Annotated in this window: 21 protein-coding genes; 9 read left to right on the top strand and 12 right to left on the bottom strand. The window is 59.7% G+C overall.

Annotation, left to right across the window (positions count from 1 at the left end; genetic code table 11):
* The first annotated feature begins 71 nt into the window (after positions 1 to 71).
* The 6 genes from potF to rlmC all read left to right on the top strand — a co-directional run bounded on the left by potF (position 72) and on the right by rlmC (position 5,997).
* Positions 72 to 1,184 carry a spermidine/putrescine ABC transporter substrate-binding protein PotF gene (potF, locus tag BJP61_RS14655; protein WP_038863888.1) on the top strand — a complete coding sequence of 371 codons (1,113 nt, stop codon included), beginning with the start codon at positions 72 to 74 and terminating at the stop codon, positions 1,182 to 1,184.
* Positions 1,185 to 1,323: 139 nt separating this feature from the next.
* Entirely contained in the window at positions 1,324 to 2,457 is a 1,134-nt protein-coding gene (gene potG / locus BJP61_RS14650; protein WP_148562986.1) for a putrescine ABC transporter ATP-binding subunit PotG, read from the top strand.
* A gap of 11 nt (positions 2,458 to 2,468) precedes the next feature.
* Positions 2,469 to 3,428: a putrescine ABC transporter permease PotH gene (gene potH, locus BJP61_RS14645; RefSeq protein ID WP_038863886.1), complete on the top strand. Its 960-nt coding sequence runs from the start codon at positions 2,469 to 2,471 to the stop codon at positions 3,426 to 3,428.
* Positions 3,425 to 4,270: a putrescine ABC transporter permease PotI gene (gene potI / locus BJP61_RS14640; RefSeq protein ID WP_007747033.1), complete on the top strand. Its 846-nt coding sequence runs from the start codon at positions 3,425 to 3,427 to the stop codon at positions 4,268 to 4,270. The genes potH and potI overlap by 4 nt, the downstream gene beginning before the upstream one ends.
* Positions 4,271 to 4,383: 113 nt before the next feature.
* Positions 4,384 to 4,818 carry a YbjO family protein gene (locus tag BJP61_RS14635; protein ID WP_050568166.1) on the top strand — a complete coding sequence of 145 codons (435 nt, stop codon included), beginning with the start codon at positions 4,384 to 4,386 and terminating at the stop codon, positions 4,816 to 4,818.
* A gap of 51 nt (positions 4,819 to 4,869) precedes the next feature.
* The gene (rlmC, locus tag BJP61_RS14630) at positions 4,870 to 5,997 is read left to right on the top strand and encodes a 23S rRNA (uracil(747)-C(5))-methyltransferase RlmC (RefSeq protein WP_161581807.1); all 1,128 of its coding nucleotides are present in this window, start codon (positions 4,870 to 4,872) and stop codon (positions 5,995 to 5,997) included.
* Between the two features lie 49 nt (positions 5,998 to 6,046).
* Here rlmC and BJP61_RS14625 read toward each other — a convergent pair whose 3' ends face one another.
* Genes BJP61_RS14625 through BJP61_RS14615 form a run of 3 tightly spaced genes read right to left on the bottom strand, consistent with a single transcriptional unit; the run spans position 6,047 to position 10,384 of the window.
* Positions 6,047 to 7,234, bottom strand: coding sequence for a glycoside hydrolase family 88 protein (locus BJP61_RS14625; RefSeq protein ID WP_171998608.1), 1,188 nt, complete (start codon positions 7,232 to 7,234; stop codon positions 6,047 to 6,049).
* Positions 7,235 to 7,262: 28 nt separating this feature from the next.
* The gene (locus tag BJP61_RS14620; protein WP_075193778.1) at positions 7,263 to 8,522 is read right to left on the bottom strand and encodes an oligosaccharide MFS transporter; all 1,260 of its coding nucleotides are present in this window, start codon (positions 8,520 to 8,522) and stop codon (positions 7,263 to 7,265) included.
* Positions 8,523 to 8,539: 17 nt separating this feature from the next.
* The gene (locus BJP61_RS14615) at positions 8,540 to 10,384 is read right to left on the bottom strand and encodes a DUF2264 domain-containing protein (RefSeq protein WP_171998607.1); all 1,845 of its coding nucleotides are present in this window, start codon (positions 10,382 to 10,384) and stop codon (positions 8,540 to 8,542) included.
* Positions 10,385 to 10,575: 191 nt separating this feature from the next.
* Here BJP61_RS14615 and BJP61_RS14610 point away from each other — a divergent pair, with 191 nt between their 5' ends.
* The gene (locus BJP61_RS14610; protein ID WP_038863874.1) at positions 10,576 to 11,427 is read left to right on the top strand and encodes an AraC family transcriptional regulator; all 852 of its coding nucleotides are present in this window, start codon (positions 10,576 to 10,578) and stop codon (positions 11,425 to 11,427) included.
* 38 nt (positions 11,428 to 11,465) lie between these two features.
* Here the strand turns inward: BJP61_RS14610 and artJ are convergent, their stop codons facing one another.
* The 6 genes from artJ to BJP61_RS14580 all read right to left on the bottom strand — a co-directional run bounded on the left by artJ (position 11,466) and on the right by BJP61_RS14580 (position 16,062).
* Complete coding sequence (artJ, locus tag BJP61_RS14605) at positions 11,466 to 12,197, bottom strand: arginine ABC transporter substrate-binding protein ArtJ (protein ID WP_038863873.1); 732 nt, start codon at positions 12,195 to 12,197, stop codon at positions 11,466 to 11,468.
* 262 nt (positions 12,198 to 12,459) lie between these two features.
* Positions 12,460 to 13,128 carry an arginine ABC transporter permease ArtM gene (gene artM, locus BJP61_RS14600; RefSeq protein WP_038863871.1) on the bottom strand — a complete coding sequence of 223 codons (669 nt, stop codon included), beginning with the start codon at positions 13,126 to 13,128 and terminating at the stop codon, positions 12,460 to 12,462.
* Positions 13,128 to 13,844 (bottom strand): arginine ABC transporter permease ArtQ, encoded by a 717-nt coding sequence (gene artQ, locus BJP61_RS14595; protein ID WP_161581802.1) that lies wholly within the window; start codon positions 13,842 to 13,844, stop codon positions 13,128 to 13,130. The genes artM and artQ overlap by 1 nt, the downstream gene beginning before the upstream one ends.
* 8 nt (positions 13,845 to 13,852) lie before the next feature.
* Entirely contained in the window at positions 13,853 to 14,584 is a 732-nt protein-coding gene (gene artI, locus BJP61_RS14590) for an arginine ABC transporter substrate-binding protein ArtI (protein ID WP_161581801.1), read from the bottom strand.
* Between the two features lie 20 nt (positions 14,585 to 14,604).
* Complete coding sequence (gene artP, locus BJP61_RS14585) at positions 14,605 to 15,333, bottom strand: arginine ABC transporter ATP-binding protein ArtP (protein WP_038863866.1); 729 nt, start codon at positions 15,331 to 15,333, stop codon at positions 14,605 to 14,607.
* 201 nt (positions 15,334 to 15,534) lie between these two features.
* Complete coding sequence (locus BJP61_RS14580) at positions 15,535 to 16,062, bottom strand: lipoprotein (RefSeq protein ID WP_038863864.1); 528 nt, start codon at positions 16,060 to 16,062, stop codon at positions 15,535 to 15,537.
* A 127-nt stretch (positions 16,063 to 16,189) separates the two neighbouring features.
* Here BJP61_RS14580 and BJP61_RS14575 point away from each other — a divergent pair, with 127 nt between their 5' ends.
* Positions 16,190 to 16,513 carry a heavy metal-binding domain-containing protein gene (locus BJP61_RS14575; protein ID WP_004386731.1) on the top strand — a complete coding sequence of 108 codons (324 nt, stop codon included), beginning with the start codon at positions 16,190 to 16,192 and terminating at the stop codon, positions 16,511 to 16,513.
* Positions 16,510 to 17,340 carry an N-acetylmuramoyl-L-alanine amidase gene (locus BJP61_RS14570; protein WP_075193773.1) on the top strand — a complete coding sequence of 277 codons (831 nt, stop codon included), beginning with the start codon at positions 16,510 to 16,512 and terminating at the stop codon, positions 17,338 to 17,340. The genes BJP61_RS14575 and BJP61_RS14570 overlap by 4 nt, the downstream gene beginning before the upstream one ends.
* A 38-nt stretch (positions 17,341 to 17,378) precedes the next feature.
* On the opposite strand, the gene BJP61_RS14565 is transcribed toward BJP61_RS14570, so the two are convergent.
* The 3 genes from BJP61_RS14565 to poxB form a co-directional block, all read right to left on the bottom strand.
* Positions 17,379 to 18,395, bottom strand: a complete 1,017-nt coding sequence (locus BJP61_RS14565; RefSeq protein WP_038863861.1) for an NAD(P)-dependent oxidoreductase — start codon at positions 18,393 to 18,395, stop codon at positions 17,379 to 17,381.
* A 129-nt stretch (positions 18,396 to 18,524) separates the two neighbouring features.
* Positions 18,525 to 19,532 carry a low-specificity L-threonine aldolase gene (gene ltaE / locus BJP61_RS14560; protein ID WP_171998606.1) on the bottom strand — a complete coding sequence of 336 codons (1,008 nt, stop codon included), beginning with the start codon at positions 19,530 to 19,532 and terminating at the stop codon, positions 18,525 to 18,527.
* A gap of 34 nt (positions 19,533 to 19,566) precedes the next feature.
* Positions 19,567 to 21,285: a ubiquinone-dependent pyruvate dehydrogenase gene (gene poxB, locus BJP61_RS14555; protein ID WP_075193771.1), complete on the bottom strand. Its 1,719-nt coding sequence runs from the start codon at positions 21,283 to 21,285 to the stop codon at positions 19,567 to 19,569.
* Between the last annotated feature and the right edge of the window lie 23 nt (positions 21,286 to 21,308).

The raw sequence follows: 21,308 nt of genomic DNA, 5'->3' as shown, positions 1-21,308 counted from the left end.
ATATGTTTAATTGCGTAAATTTAGTTCGCGTCGACGCGGACTTTTACCCTTTATTCAGAAGGAAAACAGATATGTCCACCCAAAGTAAAAAATGGTTATCGGGTGTGGTTGCCGGTGCGTTGATGGCCGTTTGTGCGACAACCTCAGCGGCTGAACAGAAAACGCTGCATGTGTATAACTGGTCAGATTATATTGCCCCGGACACGATTGAGAATTTCACCAAAGAGACCGGCATTAAAGTTGTCTACGACGTGTTTGATTCCAACGAAGTGCTGGAAGGCAAACTGATGGCCGGCAGCACCGGCTTCGACCTGGTGGTGCCTTCTGCAAGCTTCCTTGAGCGCCAGCTCACCGCGGGCGTGTTCCAGCCGCTCGACAAGAGCAAACTGCCGAACTGGAAAAACCTCGACCCGGAAATCCTCAAGCTGGTGGCGAAGCACGATCCGGAGAATAAATACGCTATGCCTTATCTGTGGGCGACCACCGGCATCGGCTATAACGTCGACAAAGTGAAAGCGGCACTCGGCAAAGACGCCCCGGTCAACAGCTGGGATCTGGTGCTGAAGCCGGAAAACCTCGAAAAACTGAAAAGCTGCGGCGTCTCATTCCTGGATGCCCCGGAAGAGATCTTCGCTACCGTGCTGAACTACCTCGGTAAAGATCCGAACAGCAGCAAAGCGGATGACTACAGCGGCGCGGCGACCGACCTGCTGCTGAAGCTGCGTCCGAACATTCGCTATTTCCACTCCTCGCAATACATCAACGATCTGGCGAACGGCGACACGTGCGTGGCCATCGGCTGGGCGGGCGATGTCTGGCAGGCGGCGAACCGCGCGAAAGAAGCGAAAAACGGCGTCAATATCTCTTATTCCATTCCGAAAGAGGGTGCGCTGGCATTCTTTGACGTCTTCGCCATGCCGGCAGACGCCAAAAACAAAGAAGAAGCGTATCAGTTCCTCAACTACCTGATGCGCCCGGACGTCATGGCGCACATCAGCGATCACGTCTACTACGCAAGCGGCAACAAAGCCTCCACGCCGCTGGTGAGTAAAGAAGTGCGTGACAACCCAGGCATCTACCCGCCGGCGGATGTAATGGCCAAGCTCTTCACCCTGAAGGTGCAGGAGCCGAAGCTCGATCGCGTGAGAACCCGCGCCTGGACCAAAGTGAAAAGCGGTAAATAAGGCCGCTTCGTCGTAAACGGTCTGCATCGGGGCGGTGCAGCTGCCCCAAAACAGGACAGAGGTCATGCGCCTCTGTTCTGCCATTTGTGCGGCAACCGGGCCGCACAGGTACTTTTGCTTTTTGCCGGAGAGCAATGTAGTGAACGACGCTATTCCCCGCCCACAGGCGAAACCCCGCAAGGCGCTGACCCCGCTGCTGGAAATCCGTAACCTGACCAAATCGTTTGACGGCCAGCACGCCGTGGACGACGTCAGCCTGACTATCTATAAAGGCGAAATTTTCGCGCTGCTTGGCGCCTCCGGGTGCGGAAAATCGACGCTGCTGCGCATGCTCGCGGGCTTTGAAGCGCCGACCGCCGGGCAGATTGTCCTGGACGGCGTGGATCTCTCCCATGTGCCGCCGTACCAGCGCCCCATCAATATGATGTTTCAGTCCTACGCGCTCTTCCCGCATATGACGGTCGAGCAGAATATCGCTTTCGGCCTGAAGCAGGACAAACTGCCGAAGGCGGAAATCACCAGCCGCGTCGAAGAGATGCTCGGGCTGGTGCATATGCAGGAGTTCGCCAAACGTAAGCCGCACCAGCTTTCCGGCGGCCAGCGTCAGCGCGTGGCGCTGGCCCGTAGCCTGGCCAAACGCCCAAAACTGCTGCTGCTTGACGAGCCGATGGGGGCGCTGGATAAAAAACTGCGCGACCGTATGCAGCTCGAAGTGGTGGATATTCTTGAGCGCGTCGGCGTTACCTGCGTGATGGTAACGCACGATCAGGAAGAGGCGATGACGATGGCGGGCCGCATCGCCATTATGAACCGCGGCAAGTTTGTGCAGATAGGCGAACCCGAAGAGATTTACGAGCATCCGACCACGCGCTACAGCGCTGAGTTTATCGGCTCGGTCAACGTATTCGACGGCCTGCTGCGCGAGCGCCGCGACGACGGGTTAATCATCGACGCACCGGGGCTGGTGCATCCGCTCAAGGTTGATCCCGATGCCTCGGTGGTGGACGGCGTGCCGGTCCACGTGGCGCTGCGCCCGGAAAAGGTCATGCTCTGCGACGAGCCGCCGGCGGATGGCTTTAACTTCGGCGTGGGCGAGGTGGTGCATATCGCCTATCTTGGCGACCTCTCTATCTACCATGTGCGTCTGCACAGCGGGCAGATGATCAGCGCCCAGTTGCAGAACGCGCACCGCTACCGCAAAGGCGCGCCCACCTGGGGCGATGAAGTGCGCCTGTGCTGGGATGCGGACAGCTGCGTTGTGCTGACGGTGTAAGGAGGCGAAAGATGAGTTCCCTTGAACGTCAAACCGAGCCGCCGTCCGCCGCGCCCGGCGGTTTCCGGCTGTGGCTCGCGCGCCTGCAAATGGCGCATGGCCGTAAACTGGTTATCGCGCTGCCGTATCTGTGGCTGATCCTGCTGTTTATGCTGCCATTCCTGATTGTCTTTAAAATCAGCCTGGCGGAAATGGCGCGGGCGATCCCGCCCTACACCGATCTGGTGAGCTGGGCGGACGATCAGTTGTCGGTGACGCTGAACATCGCGAACTTCCTGCAACTGACCGACGATCCGCTCTATTTCGAGGCGTATTTGCAGTCGTTACAGGTAGCGGCGGTCTCGACGCTGTTCTGTCTGCTGCTCGGTTATCCGCTCGCCTGGGCGGTGGCGCACAGCAAACCGTCGACGCGCAACATCCTGTTGCTGTTGGTGATCCTGCCGTCGTGGACGTCATTTCTTATTCGCGTCTACGCCTGGATGGGCATTCTCAAAGAGAACGGCGTGCTGAATAATGTGCTGCTGTGGCTCGGCGTTATCGACCAGCCGCTCGCGATTCTGCACACTAACCTCGCGGTCTATATCGGGATTGTCTACGCCTATCTGCCGTTTATGGTGCTGCCGATTTATACCGCGCTGACCCGCATCGACTATTCGCTGGTGGAGGCGTCGCTGGATCTGGGCGCCCGTCCGGTGAAAACCTTCTTCAGCATTATCGTGCCGCTGACCAAAGGCGGCATTATCGCAGGCTCGATGCTGGTGTTTATTCCGGCGGTGGGGGAGTTTGTTATTCCGGAACTGCTCGGCGGGCCGGACAGCATCATGATTGGTCGCGTGCTGTGGCAGGAGTTCTTTAACAACCGCGACTGGCCGGTGGCCTCAGCGGTGGCGATCACCATGCTGGTGGTGCTTATCGTGCCCATCATGTGGTTCCACAAGTATCAGAACAAAACGATGGGAGACCATGCATGAACAATCTGCCTGTGGTGCGCTCGCCGTGGCGCATTCTGATCCTGGTGGTCGGCTTCGCGTTCCTCTACGCGCCGATGCTGATGCTGGTGGTTTACTCGTTTAACAGCTCCAAACTGGTGACGGTATGGGCCGGCTGGTCGACCCGCTGGTATGGCGAGCTGTTCCGCGATTCCGCGATGATAAGCGCAGTCGGGCTGAGCCTGACGATTGCCGCCTGCGCCGCGACGATGGCGGTGGTGCTTGGCACTATTGCGGCGGTGGTGATGGTGCGGTTCGGGCGCTTTCGCGGCTCGAACGGCTTTGCCTTTATGCTCACCGCGCCGCTGGTCATGCCGGATGTCATCACCGGGTTGTCGCTGCTGCTGCTGTTTGTAGCCCTCGGTCACGCCATCGGCTGGCCGTCGGACCGTGGGATGCTGACCATCTGGCTCGCGCACGTCACGTTCTGCACCGCCTATGTGTCGGTGGTCATCAGCTCTCGCCTGCGCGAGCTGGACCGCTCGATAGAAGAGGCGGCGATGGATCTCGGCGCCGCGCCGCTGAAGGTATTCTTCGTCATCACCCTGCCGATGATCATGCCCGCGGTGGTCTCAGGCTGGCTGCTCGCCTTTACGCTCTCGCTCGACGATCTGGTTATCGCGAGCTTTGTCTCGGGGCCGGGCGCCACGACGCTGCCGATGCTGGTCTTCTCCAGCGTGCGCATGGGCGTTAACCCGGAGATTAACGCGCTGGCCTCCATCATCCTCGCCGTTGTCGGCGTTATCGGCCTGATCGCCTGGTTTTTCATGGCGCGGGCAGAAAAGCAGCGACTGCGCGACATCCAGCGTGCAAGGCATAGCTGAAGCGCCTAAAATCTGCAATCATGTGCTCCCAGCGCCGCGTATGACGCGGCGCTGTTTCACAGGGAAGGCGAGATTTGGACATTTTCAGCAAAGCGCGACAATCACACGCCCGAATGAACGCTCCTACGCTGGTACAGGTGGCGGCGATAGCCATTATTTCCACGCGCTGCCTGGATCTGCTGATGCTGTTTAACCTGCTGGGCGTGCGCGGCGTGATGGATTTTATCCACCGCAGCGTACAGACCTGGAGCCTGACGCTGATTTTCTTCGGCAGTCTGGTGTTGTTGTGTATCGAGTTTCGCTGCGCTTTCGTCATTCTGAAAGGCCGCGCCTGGGGGCGCTGGGTTTTTTTGCTCACCCAGATTATCGCCACAAGCTATCTGTGGGCGGCGTCGCTCGGCTGGGGTTATCCTGAACTTTTCAGCATCGCGGGCGGCTCCCGCCGCGAGATTTTCCATTCGCTTGCGATGCAAAAACTGCCGGATTTGCTGGTGCTTTCCTTGCTGTTTATTCCCGCCCGCAGCCGACGATTTTTCCGACTACAGTAATCCTGCGGCGTGATAGAATCGCCGGTCCGCGTTTTTTTAAGGTTTTTAGCTATGCACTGCGCACTCTATGACGCGGGGCGCTGCCGCTCCTGTCAGTGGATTGAACAGCCCCTCGACACCCAACTTGCCGCCAAAATGTCCGATCTGCGAGCGCTGCTGGCTGAACTGCCGGTGGCTGAGTGGTGCGCGCCGGTCAGCGGGCCGGAACAGGCGTTTCGCAACAAGGCCAAAATGGTGGTGAGCGGGAGCGTGGAAAAACCGCTGCTCGGCATGCTGCACCGCGACGGCACGCCGGTGGATTTGACCGAATGCCCGCTCTATCCGGCGTCGTTTTACGCGGTCTTTGCGGCGTTAAAACCGTTTATCGCCCGCGCGGGGCTAACGCCGTATAACGTTGCCCGTAAGCGCGGCGAACTGAAATATCTGCTGTTGACCGAAAGCACGCTCGACGGCGGGTTGATGCTGCGATTCGTACTGCGATCGACCACCAAACTCGCCCAGCTGCGCGCCGCGCTGCCTGCGCTGCTGGCGCAACTGCCGCAGTTGAAAGTAGTGACCGCCAACATTCAGCCGGTGCATATGGCGATTATGGAAGGCGAGGAGGAGATCTGGCTCACGGAGCAGCAGGCGCTGGCCGAGAATTTCAACGGCGTGCCGCTGTGGATCCGCCCGCAGAGTTTTTTCCAGACTAACCCGACGGTGGCGAGCGCGCTGTACGCCGCAGCCCGAGACTGGGTGCGCGCGCTGCCGGTAAACCATATGTGGGATCTGTTTTGCGGCGTGGGCGGTTTTGGCCTGCACTGCGCGACGCCTGCGATGACGCTGACCGGCATTGAAATCGCGCCGGAAGCCATCGCCAGCGCCCGCGCCTCGGCGCAACAGCTTGGCCTGCGTCACGTGCATTTTCAGGCGCTCGACTCTACGAATTTCGCGACCGGCCAGCAGGCTGTGCCGGATCTGGTGCTCGTCAACCCGCCACGGCGCGGCATCGGCGAGGCGCTGTGCGACTATCTAAGCCGTATGTCGCCGAAATACCTTATTTACTCCAGCTGTAACGCCCAGACGATGGCGAAAGATATCAAACAGCTCCCCGGCTACCGCATTGCGCGCGTGCAACTGTTCGATATGTTCCCGCATACTGCGCATTACGAGGTGCTGACGCTGCTGGTGCGGCAGTAAATTCTGGCAGGGCGGGTAAACGACGTGCACCCGCCATGCGCACCGTCCCTTACCAGTAAAGCTTCCAGCTTTGCGACAGCCGCGTCAGCGCTTCCATGTAGAAATAGTCGCCCCAGCTGCAACACTCATCGACGCCTTTGTCGCTTGCCAGATGGTAAACCGAATGCTTCAACAGACCGTTGCAGGCGTCTTCGGGCTTCGCCAGATAGCCCTGCGTCAGGGACGCGAAAATATATAGCGCCCACTGCTCGCAGACGGCGCGATCCGGGTCGGTGGCGGGCAGATGTTTGATAAGCTCCAGCAGCCCGCATACGGTAATCGCAGCGGCGGACGAATCACGCAGCGCGTCAGTACCCTGCAGCGCCAGATCCCAGTGGCAGACCCCGTCTTCCGGCAGGCGGTTGAGGAAATAGCTCGCGAGCTTCTTCGATAGCCCTACCATCCGTTTATCGCCGGTATAGCGGTAACTCAGCAGAAACCCGTAAATCCCCCATGCCTGGCCGCGCGACCAGCAGGAATCATCGGCGTAACCCTGCTGGGTGTTGCCGAAACGCGGATCGCCCGTCACCGGATCCATATAATAGGTATGCCACGACGAGGCGTCCGGGCGCACCAGATAACGCGCCGCCTGATTCACGTGCGCCTGCGCCGCCGCCGCGAAACGCCCGTCGCCGGTCTGCTCGCTCGCCCACCAGAGCAGCGGCAGGTTCATGTTGCAGTCGATAATCATCCGCCCCGCCTGCTCGGGGTCATCCAGATTGCCCCAGGCCTGAATAATTTGTGCCTTTGGATGATAACGCTCAAGCAGCGCCTCAGCCGCCAGCAGCGCGAAGCCGCGCGCCTCGCGGCTGGCGTTGAGCCGCCAGTCTGCCACGCAGGAGAGCGTATAGAGAAAGCCCAGATCGTGCGTGTTAGTGTCGTGACGCCCGGCGATACGTGCGCCAAACGAGCGCACCTGACGCTGCGCGGCGGCGCGAAACGCCTCATCGCCAGACAGCTCCCACGCCAGCCAAAGCTGGCCGGTCCAGAAGCTGGTTGTCCACTCGACGTTTTCCGTCAGCGGGTAATACCCTTGCACACAGGTTTCAGCGGGGAAACGATCGCCAAACGCGGCCAGATTCTGGCGCAGACGCGCCAGCACGGCTTCGCGGGTTTGGCCAAGTATCTCGCGTAGGCCGGCCAGACCGGGTGTCTGCGGCGGAGAGATAAACGGTTCACTGGCGATGGATTGCAACATAACAGCTCCTTAAAAGTGTGTCTGACAGTCAGTTTTTCACCGCCGCCGCGGTGTGAGCCGCGCCGGCGCGCTTGCTCTGACAGGCGGAAAGGGTAAAGGCGGAAATGAACGTAAAGGTGAGGGCGATAGCGCCCATCAGGATGTAGGTCTGCTCGAAACCGATGCGGTCATAGAGATACCCTGCGGGCGATGACACCACCACGTTGCCGACGTAGAGCATCGCCTGGTAGCCCAGCAGATACATGGTGGCGTTGACGCGCTTGTCGAAATGCTCGGCGATATATTTGAACACCGACACCAGCAACAGGCAGATTTCGAGCCCGTAGAGCGGCTTAAGCACCGAAATCAGCAGGTGGGAATCACACAGGCCCGAGATAATCAGCCGCGCGCCCACCACCAGGCCGACAATCAGCAGCCCTTTTTTGGCCCCCACGTAATTCACAAATACCGGCACCACCATGTACATCACAAATTCCATACCGGACTGCACCGTGCCGAGGTAGCCGAACACCGCGTTGCCCTGCTGCACGTCGTCAAAGAAAGTGACGAAATAGCGCGAAAACTGCTGCTCGGCGATGAACATCATCCAGGCGACGCCCGCCACATAGAGGCAGAACGCCCAGAACTTACGGCTGCGCAGCAGTTCATACACGTCGCTCATGGCAATTTTCTGTTTCGAAAGCACCTCGCTTGCGTGGGTGGTGGACGTGTTGACCTTCAGGCTCAGCAATACGCCGAGCATGACCAGCGACGCGACGCTGCCGAGCACAAAGTTATACGCCGGGGAGAGGTTAAACAGCAGGCCGGAGAACGACGAGGCGACCGCCCAGCCGAGCGAGCCCCACATGCGGATCTGCCCAAACTCCATGCCGTTCAGGCGGCTGTAGCGATCGGTGTAGGATTCACAGGCGGCGACGCCTGCATACCACGCGAAGCTTAAATAAATCGCGCCGACGATAATCCCGAGCAGCGTATTCGAGATGAGCAACGGTTGATAAACATAGATAAAAAACGGCGCCATCAGCGCGGACATGCCCACCACAAAATAGAGCAGGTGTTTGCTCATGCCGATTTTATCGAGAATGTAGCCATACACGGGCTTGAGGATCACCGAGAAAATCCCGTTTACCGCAAACACGGTTCCGATGACCGAACCGCTCAAATGGGTTTTCTGGCCGAGCCAGATAGCCAGCAGACCGATGCTGGCAGACCAGGTAAAGAAGTAGAGAAAGATAAAACTACTGATTTTCACGTATTCCGCTTTATTCGCAGCAGTGATGTTTTTCATACAGACCTCTCAGGGGCTTATTTATTGTTGTAGAGCGGGATGCGGCGCGCCTCGCCGTCCGGCGTACGCAGGCACAGGGCATCATCCAGAAAGGCGATAGCCGGCGCGTGCGAAAGCGCGTCGGGCGCGCCGATAACGCCTGCCGCCGCGCAGCACAGCCAGGTGTCGCCTGGGGCTATCGCGCCGCTAAGAGCCGCAATAGCGGCGCATTCGGCAAACATCACGCTGCTGTTAGGCGGGGTAATGACCGGTTCCGGCTGTCGGGCGTTAGCGGGAGACAGCTCGACGATGGCGCAGGCGCCGTGCGGGGCATGGATGTCGCAGCGGCCTGGTAGGGTTTCAACACGTGTCGTTTGCGGCTGCCAGCGTGTGGCGAAGGCGCCTTCGACGCTGTGGAGTTCGCGGGCGCTGCGAATATGGTGCACGCGCAACTGCCACACGCCGCAGGGGATAAGCCAGGTCGCGACCTGTACGTCATGCCACGGCGACCAGCGCGAGAAAATATGGTCGTGCGCGGTAATCACCTCGTCGCACGCGCGGCGGCCGCGGTAGTAGCCGTCGTTTTCGCACAGCAGCAGCATGGAATCGCAGGCCGCGTGTTTAATGCCGTAGCGACCACGCTCAAGGGTGAAGCCGAAATGGCTGGAGTAGGCGAATTTGGTGTATTTGGCCTCGGTATTCACATAGTTATTCAACTCCAGCTGGCCTGCGGTCAGCAGCCAGGCGTGGCGCGACGCTTCGCTGTGAACAAGCAACTGCGAGGCCTCGGGAATAGCGTGATGCCCGTCGGCGAGCGGCAGCGGCGCTTCCTGCGCCTGCCAGAACGGATGCGTTTGCGGGAGCGCCAGCACCAGAAACACCTTCAGCGCCCAGTACGGGGAGCCGGGGGAGTTATAGTCCTCGCACATCGCGAGATTCGGGCAGGCGTAGCCGAGCGTGAGAATGTCGTCGCGATCGAGAATCGGCTGTTCCATCCACCAGCGCAGGTGGCGCAGCACGATGCCTTTCACCACGCCCGGCGTATAAACTTCCAGGCCGGAGAACGCGACGGCGCTCCAGAACGCGACCATCGCGAAGCGGTAGGTGAGGCTGCGGCCAAACGGAATTGACGCCCCGCTGGCTGCGGAAAACCAGATGAAATCCGTGGCGAACCGGCGCGCGCGGTCGCGAAGCGTGGCGGCGCGATCGGCGTCGTCCTGTGCCATTAGCGTGGCGTAGACCAGCCCGTAGAAGTGAAACGCCATCGAGATGTAGTAATCCCTCGGGCGGCCTGGGCCATCGGCGTACCAGCCGTTGCCGAGGTAATACGCCTCCATGCGGGCGAAGCGCGCCTCCAGCACATCGCGCCGCCACGGCAGCCCGGCGCGCTTAAAGCCCAGCTCCACGAGGATCGCGAAGTAATTCCAGTTGCTGTCCGGCATGTCGGCGTCAGCAATCTGGCGCAGCCAGCGACAGAGATTATCGAGTTCGCGGGCGCTGAACCGCGCGGTGAGCGTCTCCTGCAACAGCGCAAGCCCCAGCCCGTAGGCCGCCATCTCCACCAGCCGCTGATCGTAAGGGCCGGTATCTCCCCAGTAGCCTGGATGCTGCGGATCGGTGCCGTGGCGGATGGCCGTCAGGTATTTTTCACACTCCGGCGGCGCATCGCCGCCCGCCATCAGCGGAAACAGGCCCCACAACGCGCGCGACAGCCCCTCCATGCGAGCGATGTCCGGCCCGTAGTGCGCGCAGGTCGCCCCGAGCGTAATGCCGGTGTCGCCTGCCACAAACTGCGCGTCCAGCCCGCGCAACAGCCGCATCAGCAGCGCCGCTACATCGCTGCGGGAAGAGAGCGGATTTTCTCTGTTTTTCTCGCCTGCCATTATTCACCTCATCAATGCGCTTGTATCGCGCTGCGCTCCTGCGTAATGGGTGCAAGCATAGGTAAGCCGGGCGAGGGCTAAATGTTAGCTGTGTCACAGGGTGACGCATTCCCTAAGACACTGTTTGAGAAAATTTAAAACTATGGTTTATAACTCCTGTCACCTGGCCAAAAATTGAAATCTGTTGCCCTGTGGATACCGCCTGCGAAAAATCGCTGCTGGAGCTTATCTCGCTTGATGACGACATCGTCTCGTTCAGCCGCCTGTATGCCAATTCGATTCGCTATCATCACTGGCATCAGTGTCTGGAGCTGCTGTATGTGGAGGAGGGCTACGGCGTGGTGATGGTGGATAACCAGCAATACACGATGCGTCCCGGACGGCTGTTTATCTTTCCACCGATGACGCTGCATAAAGTGATGGTGGAAGAGAGCGAGCGTGAGCGCTACCGGCGCACGGTTATCCATCTGGATAATCACGCCGCGCTGCGGCTGCTCACGCCGTTCGCGCAGCGCCACGCGCGGCTGGCGCAGCTCTGCCAGCGCGGCGCGCGCGCAACCGTGGTGGATTTCGCCGACATTCACGCGCATCTTGACCATCTTTTCACGCTTTACGCGCCGCGACTCGCGAAAGGGCGTAGCGAGCATGAAGAGGTGGCGAGCTTTTTAATCCATCTGCTGAGCCTGTTACCGCAGACGCCCGCGCCGCTGCCGCGCGCCAGCAATACGCTCTCAACGCAGGTGATGTACTGGGTGGAAGAACACTACGCGCAGAAATTCAGCCTCAGCGCGCTGGCGCAGAAGCTTAACCGTTCGCGCAGCTATCTTTCGCGTCGCTTTCAGCAGGAGACGGGGGAGGCTATCCACGACTATCTGACGACGTTCCGGCTGCGCAAAGCGTGCGAGCTGTTACGCCATCACGCGTACAGCGTGGCGGAGATCGCGCAGATGACCGGTTTTTCCGATACCACGTATTTCATCAGTTGCTTTCGCAAGCGGCTTGGCGAAACGCCGTTGCAGTACCGCAAATCGCGAAAAAATTAGGGCCCGCATGGCGGGCCCTGGAAGGCGAGACGCGACGCTTACTGCGGGAACCACTGGTCGCTGATTTTCTGGTATGTGCCGTCGGCTTTGATGGCTTCCAGCGCGTCGTTGAGCTTTTTCAGCAGCGCGACGTTTTCCGGGCGTACCGCGATGCCAAGCCCGGTGCCGAAGTATTGCGGGTCGGTTACTTTTTCCGTGGCGGTGCCAAGCTGCGGGTTATTCTTCAGCCATTCATTCACCACGGCGGTATCCCCGAAGACGCCGTCGAGACGGCCATTTTTCAGGTCGATAATCGCGTTCTGGTAGCTGTCATACGCCACGGTTTTCACTTCCGGGTGTTTATCCTGGAGGTATTTCTGGTGCGTGGTGCCGTTTTCCATGCCGATGCGTTTGCCTTTCAGTTCATCGAAAGATTTGTACGCGCCTTTTTTGGCAATCACCACCGCGGAATTGGCGTAATAGGGCGCGGTAAACGCGACCTGTTTCTGGCGCTCGGGCGTGATGTCCATACCGGAGATGACGGCGTCATATTTTTTAAATTTTAGCGCCGGGATCAGGCTGTCGAACGCATGGTTGGTGAATGTGCACTCCGCCTGCATTTTTTTGCATAACGCTTTAGCGAGATCGATGTCAAAACCGACGATCTGATTGCTGGCGTCGAGCGACTCGAACGGCGGGTACGTGGCGGATGAGCCGAAGCTGATTTTATCCGCGGCAGTGGCGTGGAAAGCGGCACCCGCCAGCATGGCGGCCAGAATGATTTTTTTCATGCGTAAAGCTCCCGTCTGTCAATCTCGTTATAAATCACCGTTTACCCGGCGTGATAACACCATGCCATTAAGTGAATTTTTATTCAATAAAAATGTATAACTATTTTTATTTGCCGGCGCAGGGGGGCAGAGGGGGCGCTTCGCTCGCCCCTCCAGCAAAAGAGGAGTATGTTGCTTCAGGTTTTACAGGGCGGGTAAGCGAAGCGCATCCGCCATCAAACATACCGCCCTCCCCGCAAGGAGGAGGGCGGGGTGAGGGGAACTAGCTGCGGCGCTCAAACGCCAGCGCGCGACGCTCAATCAGGCGCATCAGCAGCGTTAACAGGCCATTGACGATAAGATAAATCACGCCCGCCGCGCCAAACACCATCACGTCATAGGTGCGGCCATACAGCAGTTGCCCGTGGCCCATCACTTCCATCAGCGTGATCGTGTAGGCGAGCGACGTACTCTTAAACACCAGCACCACTTCGTTGGAATACGACGAGAGCGCGCGCTTAAACGCATACGGCAGCAGGATAGCGAGCGTATCTTTGCGGCTCATGCCGAGCGCGCCGCAGGACTGCCACTGGCCGTCCGGGATAGCCCGGATAGCGCCGTAAAAGAGCTGCGTGGTATACGCCGCCGAGTTCAGCGATAGCGCCACCAGCGCGCACAGCCACGGCTCGGAAAGCACGTGCCACAGCCACGGATAGTTCTGCAGCGACGGAAACTGCCCTGGCCCGTAGTAAATCAGGAAGATCTGCACCAGCAGCGGCGTCCCGGTGAACAGCGTAATGTAGCCGCGCACCAGCCAGACCAGCACTGGCGTTTTCAGCGTCAGGATAATCGTGAAGATAACCGACAGCACCAGCGCCACGGCGATGGACGCCACGGTGAGCGTCAGGCTGGTGTGCAGCCCTTTGAGAAGCTCCGGCAAGTAATCAAGCATCAGCCAGGCCTCCGCTCAAAACGCGTGGCGCGCAGGTCAATACGCTTGAGGATGTACTGGCTTATCAGGGTGATCACCAGATAAATCGCCGCCGCGACAATGTACCAGGTAAACGGCTCCTGGGTGCGGGTGGCGATGCTTTTGGTTTGCAGCATCAAATCGTTCACGCTTATCAGCGACACCAGCGCGGTGTCTTTCAGCAGCACCAGCCACTGGTTGCCAAGCCCCGGCAGCGCGTGGCGCCACATCTGCGGCATCACCAGACGGAAGAAAATCGCCGATTTCGACAGTCCCAGCGCCTGGCCCGATTCCCACTGACCGTGCGGAACGGCTTTCAGCGCGCCGCGCAGCGTCTGGGAGGCGTACGCGGAGTAGAGCAGCGCGAGCGCAATCACGCCGCACAGAAACGGGCTGACATCGAAGTTATCGATCTGCACCTGCACGGGAATAGTGGCGAACCCCAGCGGAATGGTAAACCCGTCCGAGAGCGTCAGCAGCAGTTGCGACGAGCCGAAATAGATAAACAGCACCACCAGAATTTCCGGCAGGCCGCGCAGCAGCGTCACCAGCCCCGTGGCGAGCCACGCCACGGGCCGCCACTTCGCCGATTCCAGGACCGCGAACAGCATCGCCAGCACCAGGCCCAGGCAAAGGGCGCAGACGGCAAGGCCGACGGTCATCCCGGCGGCGCTTGCTAATGGAAACATTTCGTTCATTCAGGCGATTACTTCTGGAACCATTTGTCGTAGATGGCTTTGTACGTGCCGTCTTTTTTCACTTTCTCCAGCGCGGTGTTGAATTTCTGCTGAAGTTCGGTGTTGCCCTGGCGCACCGCGATGCCAAGACCGGTGCCGAAGTAGTCTTTGTCCGTCACTTTATCGCCAACCGCGGCCAGTTTCGGGTTGGTTTTCAGCCATTCGGTTACGACGGCGGTATCGCCAAACACGGCATCGATGCGGCCATTTTGCAGATCCAGACGCGCGGTCTGGTAGCTGTCATAAGGCACGGTGGTGATTTCCGGGTGTTTGTCGGTAATGAATTTCTGGTGAGTGGTGCCGTTCTGCACGCCCACGCGTTTGCCTTTCAGCTGCGCAATACTGCTGTTTTTACCCTGCAGGCCGATAAACAGCGCGGAGTTGTCGTAATACGGCGCCGTGAACAGCACCTGTTTTTCACGCTCAGGGGTAATATCCATGCCCGCCATTACCGCATCCACGCGCTTGAATTTCAGCGCCGGGATCAGGCTGTCGAATGCTTGGTTGGTGAACGTACAGGTCGCGTCTATCTCTTTACACAGCGCATTGGCCAGATCGACGTCGAAACCGACGATTTTATTGCTTGCGTCCATCGACTCAAACGGCGGGTAAGAGGCTTCGGTCGCGAAACGGATAGTTTGTGCTGCGGCGGCGGAAAGGCTAACGCTTGCAAGAAGCGCGGCAATTAATACGTTTTTCATTGTCATTATTCCGGTCATCTTTAGTGGGAAAGATAGTTTTTAAACGCGTCGGTCGCAGGCGCGCTAAAGCAGCTCGCGTCGCCCTGCTCGATAATATGTCCATTTTCCATATAGACCACACGGCTGGCGGTTTTACGCGCCACTTCCACTTCGTGCGTCACGATAACCTGCGTGATCCCGGTCTGTGACAGCTCGCGGATAATGCTGACGATCTGGGCGGTGATTTCCGGGTCGAGCGCGGCGGTCGGCTCGTCAAACAGCAGCACCTGCGGCTCCATCATCAGCGCGCGCGCAATCGCCACGCGCTGCTGCTGACCGCCGGAGAGGTGCAGCGGATAACGATCGACATAAGGCGTCAGGCGCAGGCGCTCCAGCAGTTTGTCGGCACGCTGACGCGCGGCCTCTTTGCTAAGCCCCAGCACCCGGCACGGCGCTTCGATAAGATTATCCAGCACCGTCAGGTGCGGCCACAGATTGTACTGCTGGAACACCATGCCGACATTGCGGCGCAGTTCGCGGATAGCTTTATCGCCCGGCGCTTTCGAGAAGTCGAACTGGTTGCCCGCAATGCTGAGCTGCCCGGAACGCGGCATTTCCAGCAAATTGAGTACCCGCAGCAGCGAGCTTTTCCCCGCGCCGCTTGGGCCAAGCAACACCAGCGTTTCGCCCTCAGGGCAGCTGAGCGTGATGTCAAACAGCGCCTGATGCGCGCCGTAGAAGCAGTTTATGCCGTTTAGTTGAATACTCATGCGTAGCAGTTGAATAGCAATTGAGACCGCGAATAGTACCGTTGGCAGAATAGTTATGCAATATTAGTGCGTTAAAACTTAATATTCTCCACATTTACGGTACAAAACCAGCACGATATAGCGGGGTGGGGGTGGGGCAAGAATAAATGTCGGCCAGATGGCGCTAAGCCAGACGGTTTATCGCACCCACTCCCGCCGCGCTTAGCGGCGCTCCAGCGACTGGCGCAGCGTGCCCGCTGGCGCATGTACGTTGCCGCCGAGATAGCGCACGTCATCCACGGCCCAGCACTGGCCTTCGCGCACCATCAGCACTTCATCCAGCCATTTTGTCTCGCCGCGCTGCTGCTCCACGCGTAGCGGGATATTGCGCGCGTCGGTGTTGGGAATGCGCGAGGCGCTGGCGACGCGCACGCTCTCAGGCGCGTCGGTGCGGCTGGAGAATGGATCGGTGCGTAAGAAGCCGTTATCGGCGTGGTTTTCGCGGTTCGATTTATCAAGAAGCTGATAGAGCGAATCGCTTAAATAGGGACGTAAATCGGTCAGGCGCGTCAGCCCCTGGCTGCGCTGTTCGATGCGGTGCTGGTAGAACTGTTCCGCCACGGCATCAGGGCCGCCTTCCACGCACGGGCCGCTGCGCGAGCCGATATCCTTAAAGGCGGGCGTCACGGTGGTACAGGCGCTCAGCATCAGGGCGCACGGAAGAACCAGAGTCAGAACGGTATGGCGCATTTTTATTTCCTTATTCCGGTAAGCAGGACTACGTTTCTTGTCACAGGACTTTTTTAGCATAGCGTATCGTTACCGAATTGCGTCTGGTATCGTCTGCTAACGCATTGATAGCCAAAAGGAGAGAACCATGCAGTTTTCCACCACGCCAACCCTGGAAGGACAAGTTATCGTTGAGTATTGCGGCGTCGTCACTGGCGAGGCGATCCTCGGCGCCAATATTTTCCGCGACTTTTTTGCAGGCATCCGCGATATCGTCGGCGGCCGCTCCGGCGCGTATGAAAAAGAGCTGCGCAAGGCGCGCGAAATCGCATTTCGCGAGCTGGGCGACCAGGCCGCGTCGCTCGGCGCCGATGCCGTCGTCGGCATTGATATCGATTATGAAACTGTCGGTAAAGACGGCAGCATGCTGATGGTGAGCGTCAGCGGCACGGCGGTGAAAACCCGTCGATGAAACTGCGTTTCTGGCCGCTGCTGCTGGCGGCGCTGCTCGCAGGGTGCGCGGGCGAAAAAGGGATTGTCGATCGCGGCGATTATAAAGTGGATACGCGCCGGGCGGCGCAGGCGGCGTATCCGCGCATTAAAGTGCTGGTCATTCACTACACCGCCGATGATTTCGACACGTCGCTTGCCACGCTGACTGACCGGCACGTCAGCTCGCACTATCTGATCCCGGCGAACCCGCCTGAAAAAGGCGGCAAACCGGTTATCTGGCAACTGGTGCCGGAGCGCGAGCTGGCGTGGCATGCGGGCGCGAGCTTCTGGCGCGGCGCCACGCGGCTAAATGACACCTCTGTCGGCATCGAGCTTGAGAACTATGGCTACCGGAAAATCGACGGGCAGAAGCGTTTCTTCCCGTTCAGCCCGCCGCAGATAGCCGTGCTCAGCAAGCTTGCGCGCGACATCATCCACCGCTACCAGATTACGCCTGAGAATGTGGTGGCGCATGCGGATATCGCGCCGCAGCGCAAAGACGATCCGGGGCCGCTGTTCCCGTGGCAGGCGCTGGCGGCGCAGGGCATCGGGGCGTGGCCGGATGAACAGCGCGTCGCGTTTTATCTCGCCGGGCGCAACCCTTATGCGCCGGTAGATGAAAACACGCTGCTGGATCTGCTGGCGCGCTACGGCTATGACGTGACGCCGCAAATGAGCGAAGCGCAGCGCAAACGCGTCATTCAGGCGTTCCAGATGCATTTCAGGCCCGCGCGCTATGACGGCCTGCCGGACGCGCAGAGTCAGGCGATCGCCGAGGCGTTGCTGGAGAAATACGGTCAGGGGTAAATATGAAAACGCCGCAGAACGCGGCGTTATTTTTGGCGTTATCCGCGGTGCAGCGTGCCGTGGTCGCGCAGCCAGTACGCGGTGCGCTCAATGCCGTCATCCAGCGACACCACAGGCTTATAGCCCAGCTCGCTTTCAGCGCGGCTGATATCCAGCGTGAAATCGAAATTCAGCTTTGAAACGCCGTAGTGCGTCAGCGCCGGCTCTTTATGCGAATGCTTGCCGAGGCGCTCCAGGCTTCGCGCCATCATATCCAGCATCGGATAAGGCACCGAGCGGATACGACACGAAATTCCCAGCTCATCAATCAGCTTCTGCACGATACTTTTCAGCGGACGCGCTTCGCCGTTAGTGATGTTATACGCGCGCCCCGACGGCAGCGCGTCGCAGGCGCTGCTGCTGGCAAGCCACATCGCGTGAACCGCGTTTTCATGGTAAGTCATATCCACCATTGCCTCGCCGCCGCGTGGCAGCAGCACGCTGCCGTAATGGCGCATCATCTGCACCAGACGCGGGAAAAAGACTTTATCATGCGGCCCGAACAGGCTTTGCGGACGCAGAATGGTAAAGCGCGTCTGCGGGTTCGCCTGCGCCAGCAGCTGGATAACCTCTTCGCTGGCGGCCTTGCTGCGCGCGAACGCGTTCGCCATCCGGTGCGGGCGGAAATCTTCGCGAATATCGCGATGGTGGTGATAATCGAAATAGAGCGCGGGGGAGGAGATATGCACGAAGTTGCGCACGCCCCAGGCGACGGCCCATTCGCCGAGACGGCGAGTGGCGCGCACGTTGGCAAGATCGAACGCCTCCTGCGGGCCCCAGGGCGAGGTAAAGCTCGAACAGTGCCAGAGGGTATCAATACCGGCCAGCATGACTTTCGCCTGCGAGGATACCAGCTCGGTTAAATCGGCAGGGATAAATTCCGCGCCCATTTTCTCCAGCAGCTTGCCCATCGCTTCATTGCGCCCGGTGGCCCGGACCTGGACACCCTGATGACGTAAATATTCGACCGCGTTTCGGCCTAAACCGCTGGTGGCGCCCGTGACCAGTACCTTCATATCGATCCACTGTGCTGTAACGTTTAGCCGCGCATTCTTCCGTGAAATCAGCGCTGATGCAATGGGTACAACGTAACAATGCGCGTAAGCGCAGCTGAACAGGCCCCTTGCCGCAGCGCTGTAAAGGCGTTATGCCGCCTGCTGTAAAAACTCCCGCCAGTACGCCACGACGGTTTCAAGCTGTTCGCGGTTGACATCAAGGTGCGTCACCAGACGCGTCACCGGGGCGGCGCTTATCAGCACGTCGCGCGATTTCATAAACGCGCCGAGCGCGGCGACCTGCGCCGGCGGCACGCGGATGAACAGCATATTGGTGTCGTGGCGACGCACATCCGCGCCCACATCGCGCAGCGCCGCGGCAAGCCAGGCGGCGTTGTCGTGATCCTCTTTCAGACGCGTAACGTTATGCTCCAGCGCATAAAGCCCGGCGGCCGCGAGAATACCGGCCTGACGCATGCCGCCGCCGGTCATTTTCCGCCAGCGTTTTGCGCGCTGAATGTACTCATGGCTGCCGAGCAGCAGCGAGCCTACCGGCGCGCCGAGCCCTTTGGAGAGGCAAATCGTGAACGTATCGCAAAACTGCGCGATATCTTTCAGCTCGCAGCCATACGCCACTACTGCGTTAAAGATGCGCGCGCCGTCCACATGCAGCGCGAGACCGCGCTCGCGGGTAAATTCCCACGCCTGTTGAAGATAATCGCGCGGCAGTACTTTGCCGTTATGGGTATTTTCAAGGCTTAACAGGCGGGTGCGGGCGAAGTGCACATCGTCGGGTTTGATTTTCGCCGCGACGTTATCAAGCGGCAGCGTGCCGTCACTGTTGGCGTCAATCGGCTGCGGCTGAATGCTGCCGAGCACCGCTGCGCCGCCGGCTTCATAGAGATAATTGTGCGCGAGTTGTCCGACAATATACTCCTCGCCGCGCTCGCAGTGACTCAGCAGCGCTACCAGGTTCGCCTGGGTGCCGGTAGGCAGAAACAGCGCCGCCTCTTTGCCGCTCAGGCGCGCCGCATACTCCTGCAGCGCGCTAACGGTCGGGTCGTCGCCATAGACATCATCCCCGGTGGGGGCCGCCATCATACGCGCCAGCATGGCGTTGCCAGGGCGCGTGACGGTATCACTGCGTAAATCGATCACGGTATATCCTTTTCGGTGAACAGAAACGTCTCTTTTACCGGAACCAGTTGGTTTTCGCCAGATCGATAACTTCATCCCCGCGGCCATTGATGATGGCGCGCAGCATATAGAGGCTAAAGCCCTTAGCCTGTTCCATCTTGATTTGCGGCGGCATCGCCAGCTCCTCTTTGGCGACGGTGACATCCACCACCACCGGGCCGTCGGTGCTGAAGGCGCGTGAGAGCGCGTCATCCAGCTCGCTCGCTTTTTCCACGCGAATGCCCGGAATGCCGCACGCTTCGGCGATGCGCGCGTAATTAGTCGCGTGCAGATCGGTGCCGTCGGTCAGGTAGCCGCCCGCTTTCATTTCCATCGCCACAAAGCCGAGCACGCTGTTGTTAAAGACGATGACTTTCACCGGCAGGTTGAGCTGCACCAGCGAGAGCAGATCGCCCATCAGCATGCTGAAGCCGCCGTCGCCGCACATCGCCACCACCTGACGCCCCGGCGCGCTCGCCTGGGCGCCGATCGCCTGCGGCATGGCGTTCGCCATCGAGCCGTGGTTGAACGAACCCAGCAGGCGGCGTTTGCCGTTCATCTCCAGATAGCGCGCCGCCCACACGGTCGGCGTGCCGACATCGCAGGTGAAAATCGCGTCCGGCGCGGCGAAGTGGCTTATCTGACGGGCCAGATACTGCGGGTGCAGCGCCTTTTCACTCGGCTGCGCCAGGTCGTCGAGCCCTTTGCGCGCGTCGCGGTAATCCTCCAGCGCTTTATCCAGGAAATGCCGGTCAGTTTTCTCCTCCAGCAGCGGCAGCAGAGCGGCGAGTGTCGCTTTCACATCGCCCACCAGCGCCATGTCGACTTTGCTGTGCGCGCCGATGCTGCCGGGGTTGATGTCTATCTGGATGATTTTGGCGTGGGTCGGATAGAACGCGCGGTAGGGAAAACGGGTGCCGAGAAGGATCAGCGTGTCGGCGTTCATCATGGTGTGGTAGCCGGACGAGAAGCCGATAAGCCCGGTCATGCCCACGTCATAGGGATTGTCGTACTCGACATGCTCTTTGCCGCGAAGCGCATGGACGATGGGCGCTTTCAGCGTACGGGCGAACGCCAGCAACTCCTCATGCGCGCCCGCGCAGCCGCTGCCGCACATCAGCGCGATGTTATCGGAGTAGCGCAACAGCTGGGCGAGTTTTTTAAGTTCGTCCTGCGGCGGCACGATAACCGGCTGCGGCGCGTGATACCAGGCGGGATTCACATCTTCAGGCGCGGGTTTGAGCGCCACATCGCCCGGCAGCACTATCACCGAGACGCCGCGTTCCAGCACGGCTTTACGCAGCGCGATGGCGAGCACCTGCGGGATCTGCTCCGGCGTCGACACCAGCTCACAGTAATGGCTGCACTCGCGGAACAACTCCTGCGGGTGCGTCTCCTGGAAATAGCCGCTGCCGATTTCGCTGGAGGGAATGTGCGCGGCAATCGCCAGTACCGGGACGTTGTTGCGATGGCAGTCAAACAGCCCGTTGATGAGATGCAGGTTGCCCGGCCCGCAAGAGCCCGCGCACACGGCCAGCTCGCCGGTCAGTTGCGCTTGCGCGCCCGCCGCGAAGGCCGCCACCTCTTCATGGCGCGTCGACATCCAGTCGATGGTGCCCATGCGGTTTAAGCTGTCGCTAAGGCCATTGAGCGAGTCGCCGGTTACGCCCCAGATGCGTTTCACGCCCGCCTGCTCCAGGGTTTTTGCGATATAGGACGCCACGGTCTGTTTCATTTTCCCTCCTTAGTGCGTTGTCT

The sequence above is a fragment of the Cronobacter sp. JZ38 genome (assembly GCF_008932145.1).
Taxonomy (GTDB): domain Bacteria; phylum Pseudomonadota; class Gammaproteobacteria; order Enterobacterales; family Enterobacteriaceae; genus Cronobacter; species Cronobacter muytjensii.
The sequence above is the reverse complement of the archived record's forward strand: the minus strand, read 5'-3'. Positions and strand labels throughout refer to the sequence as shown.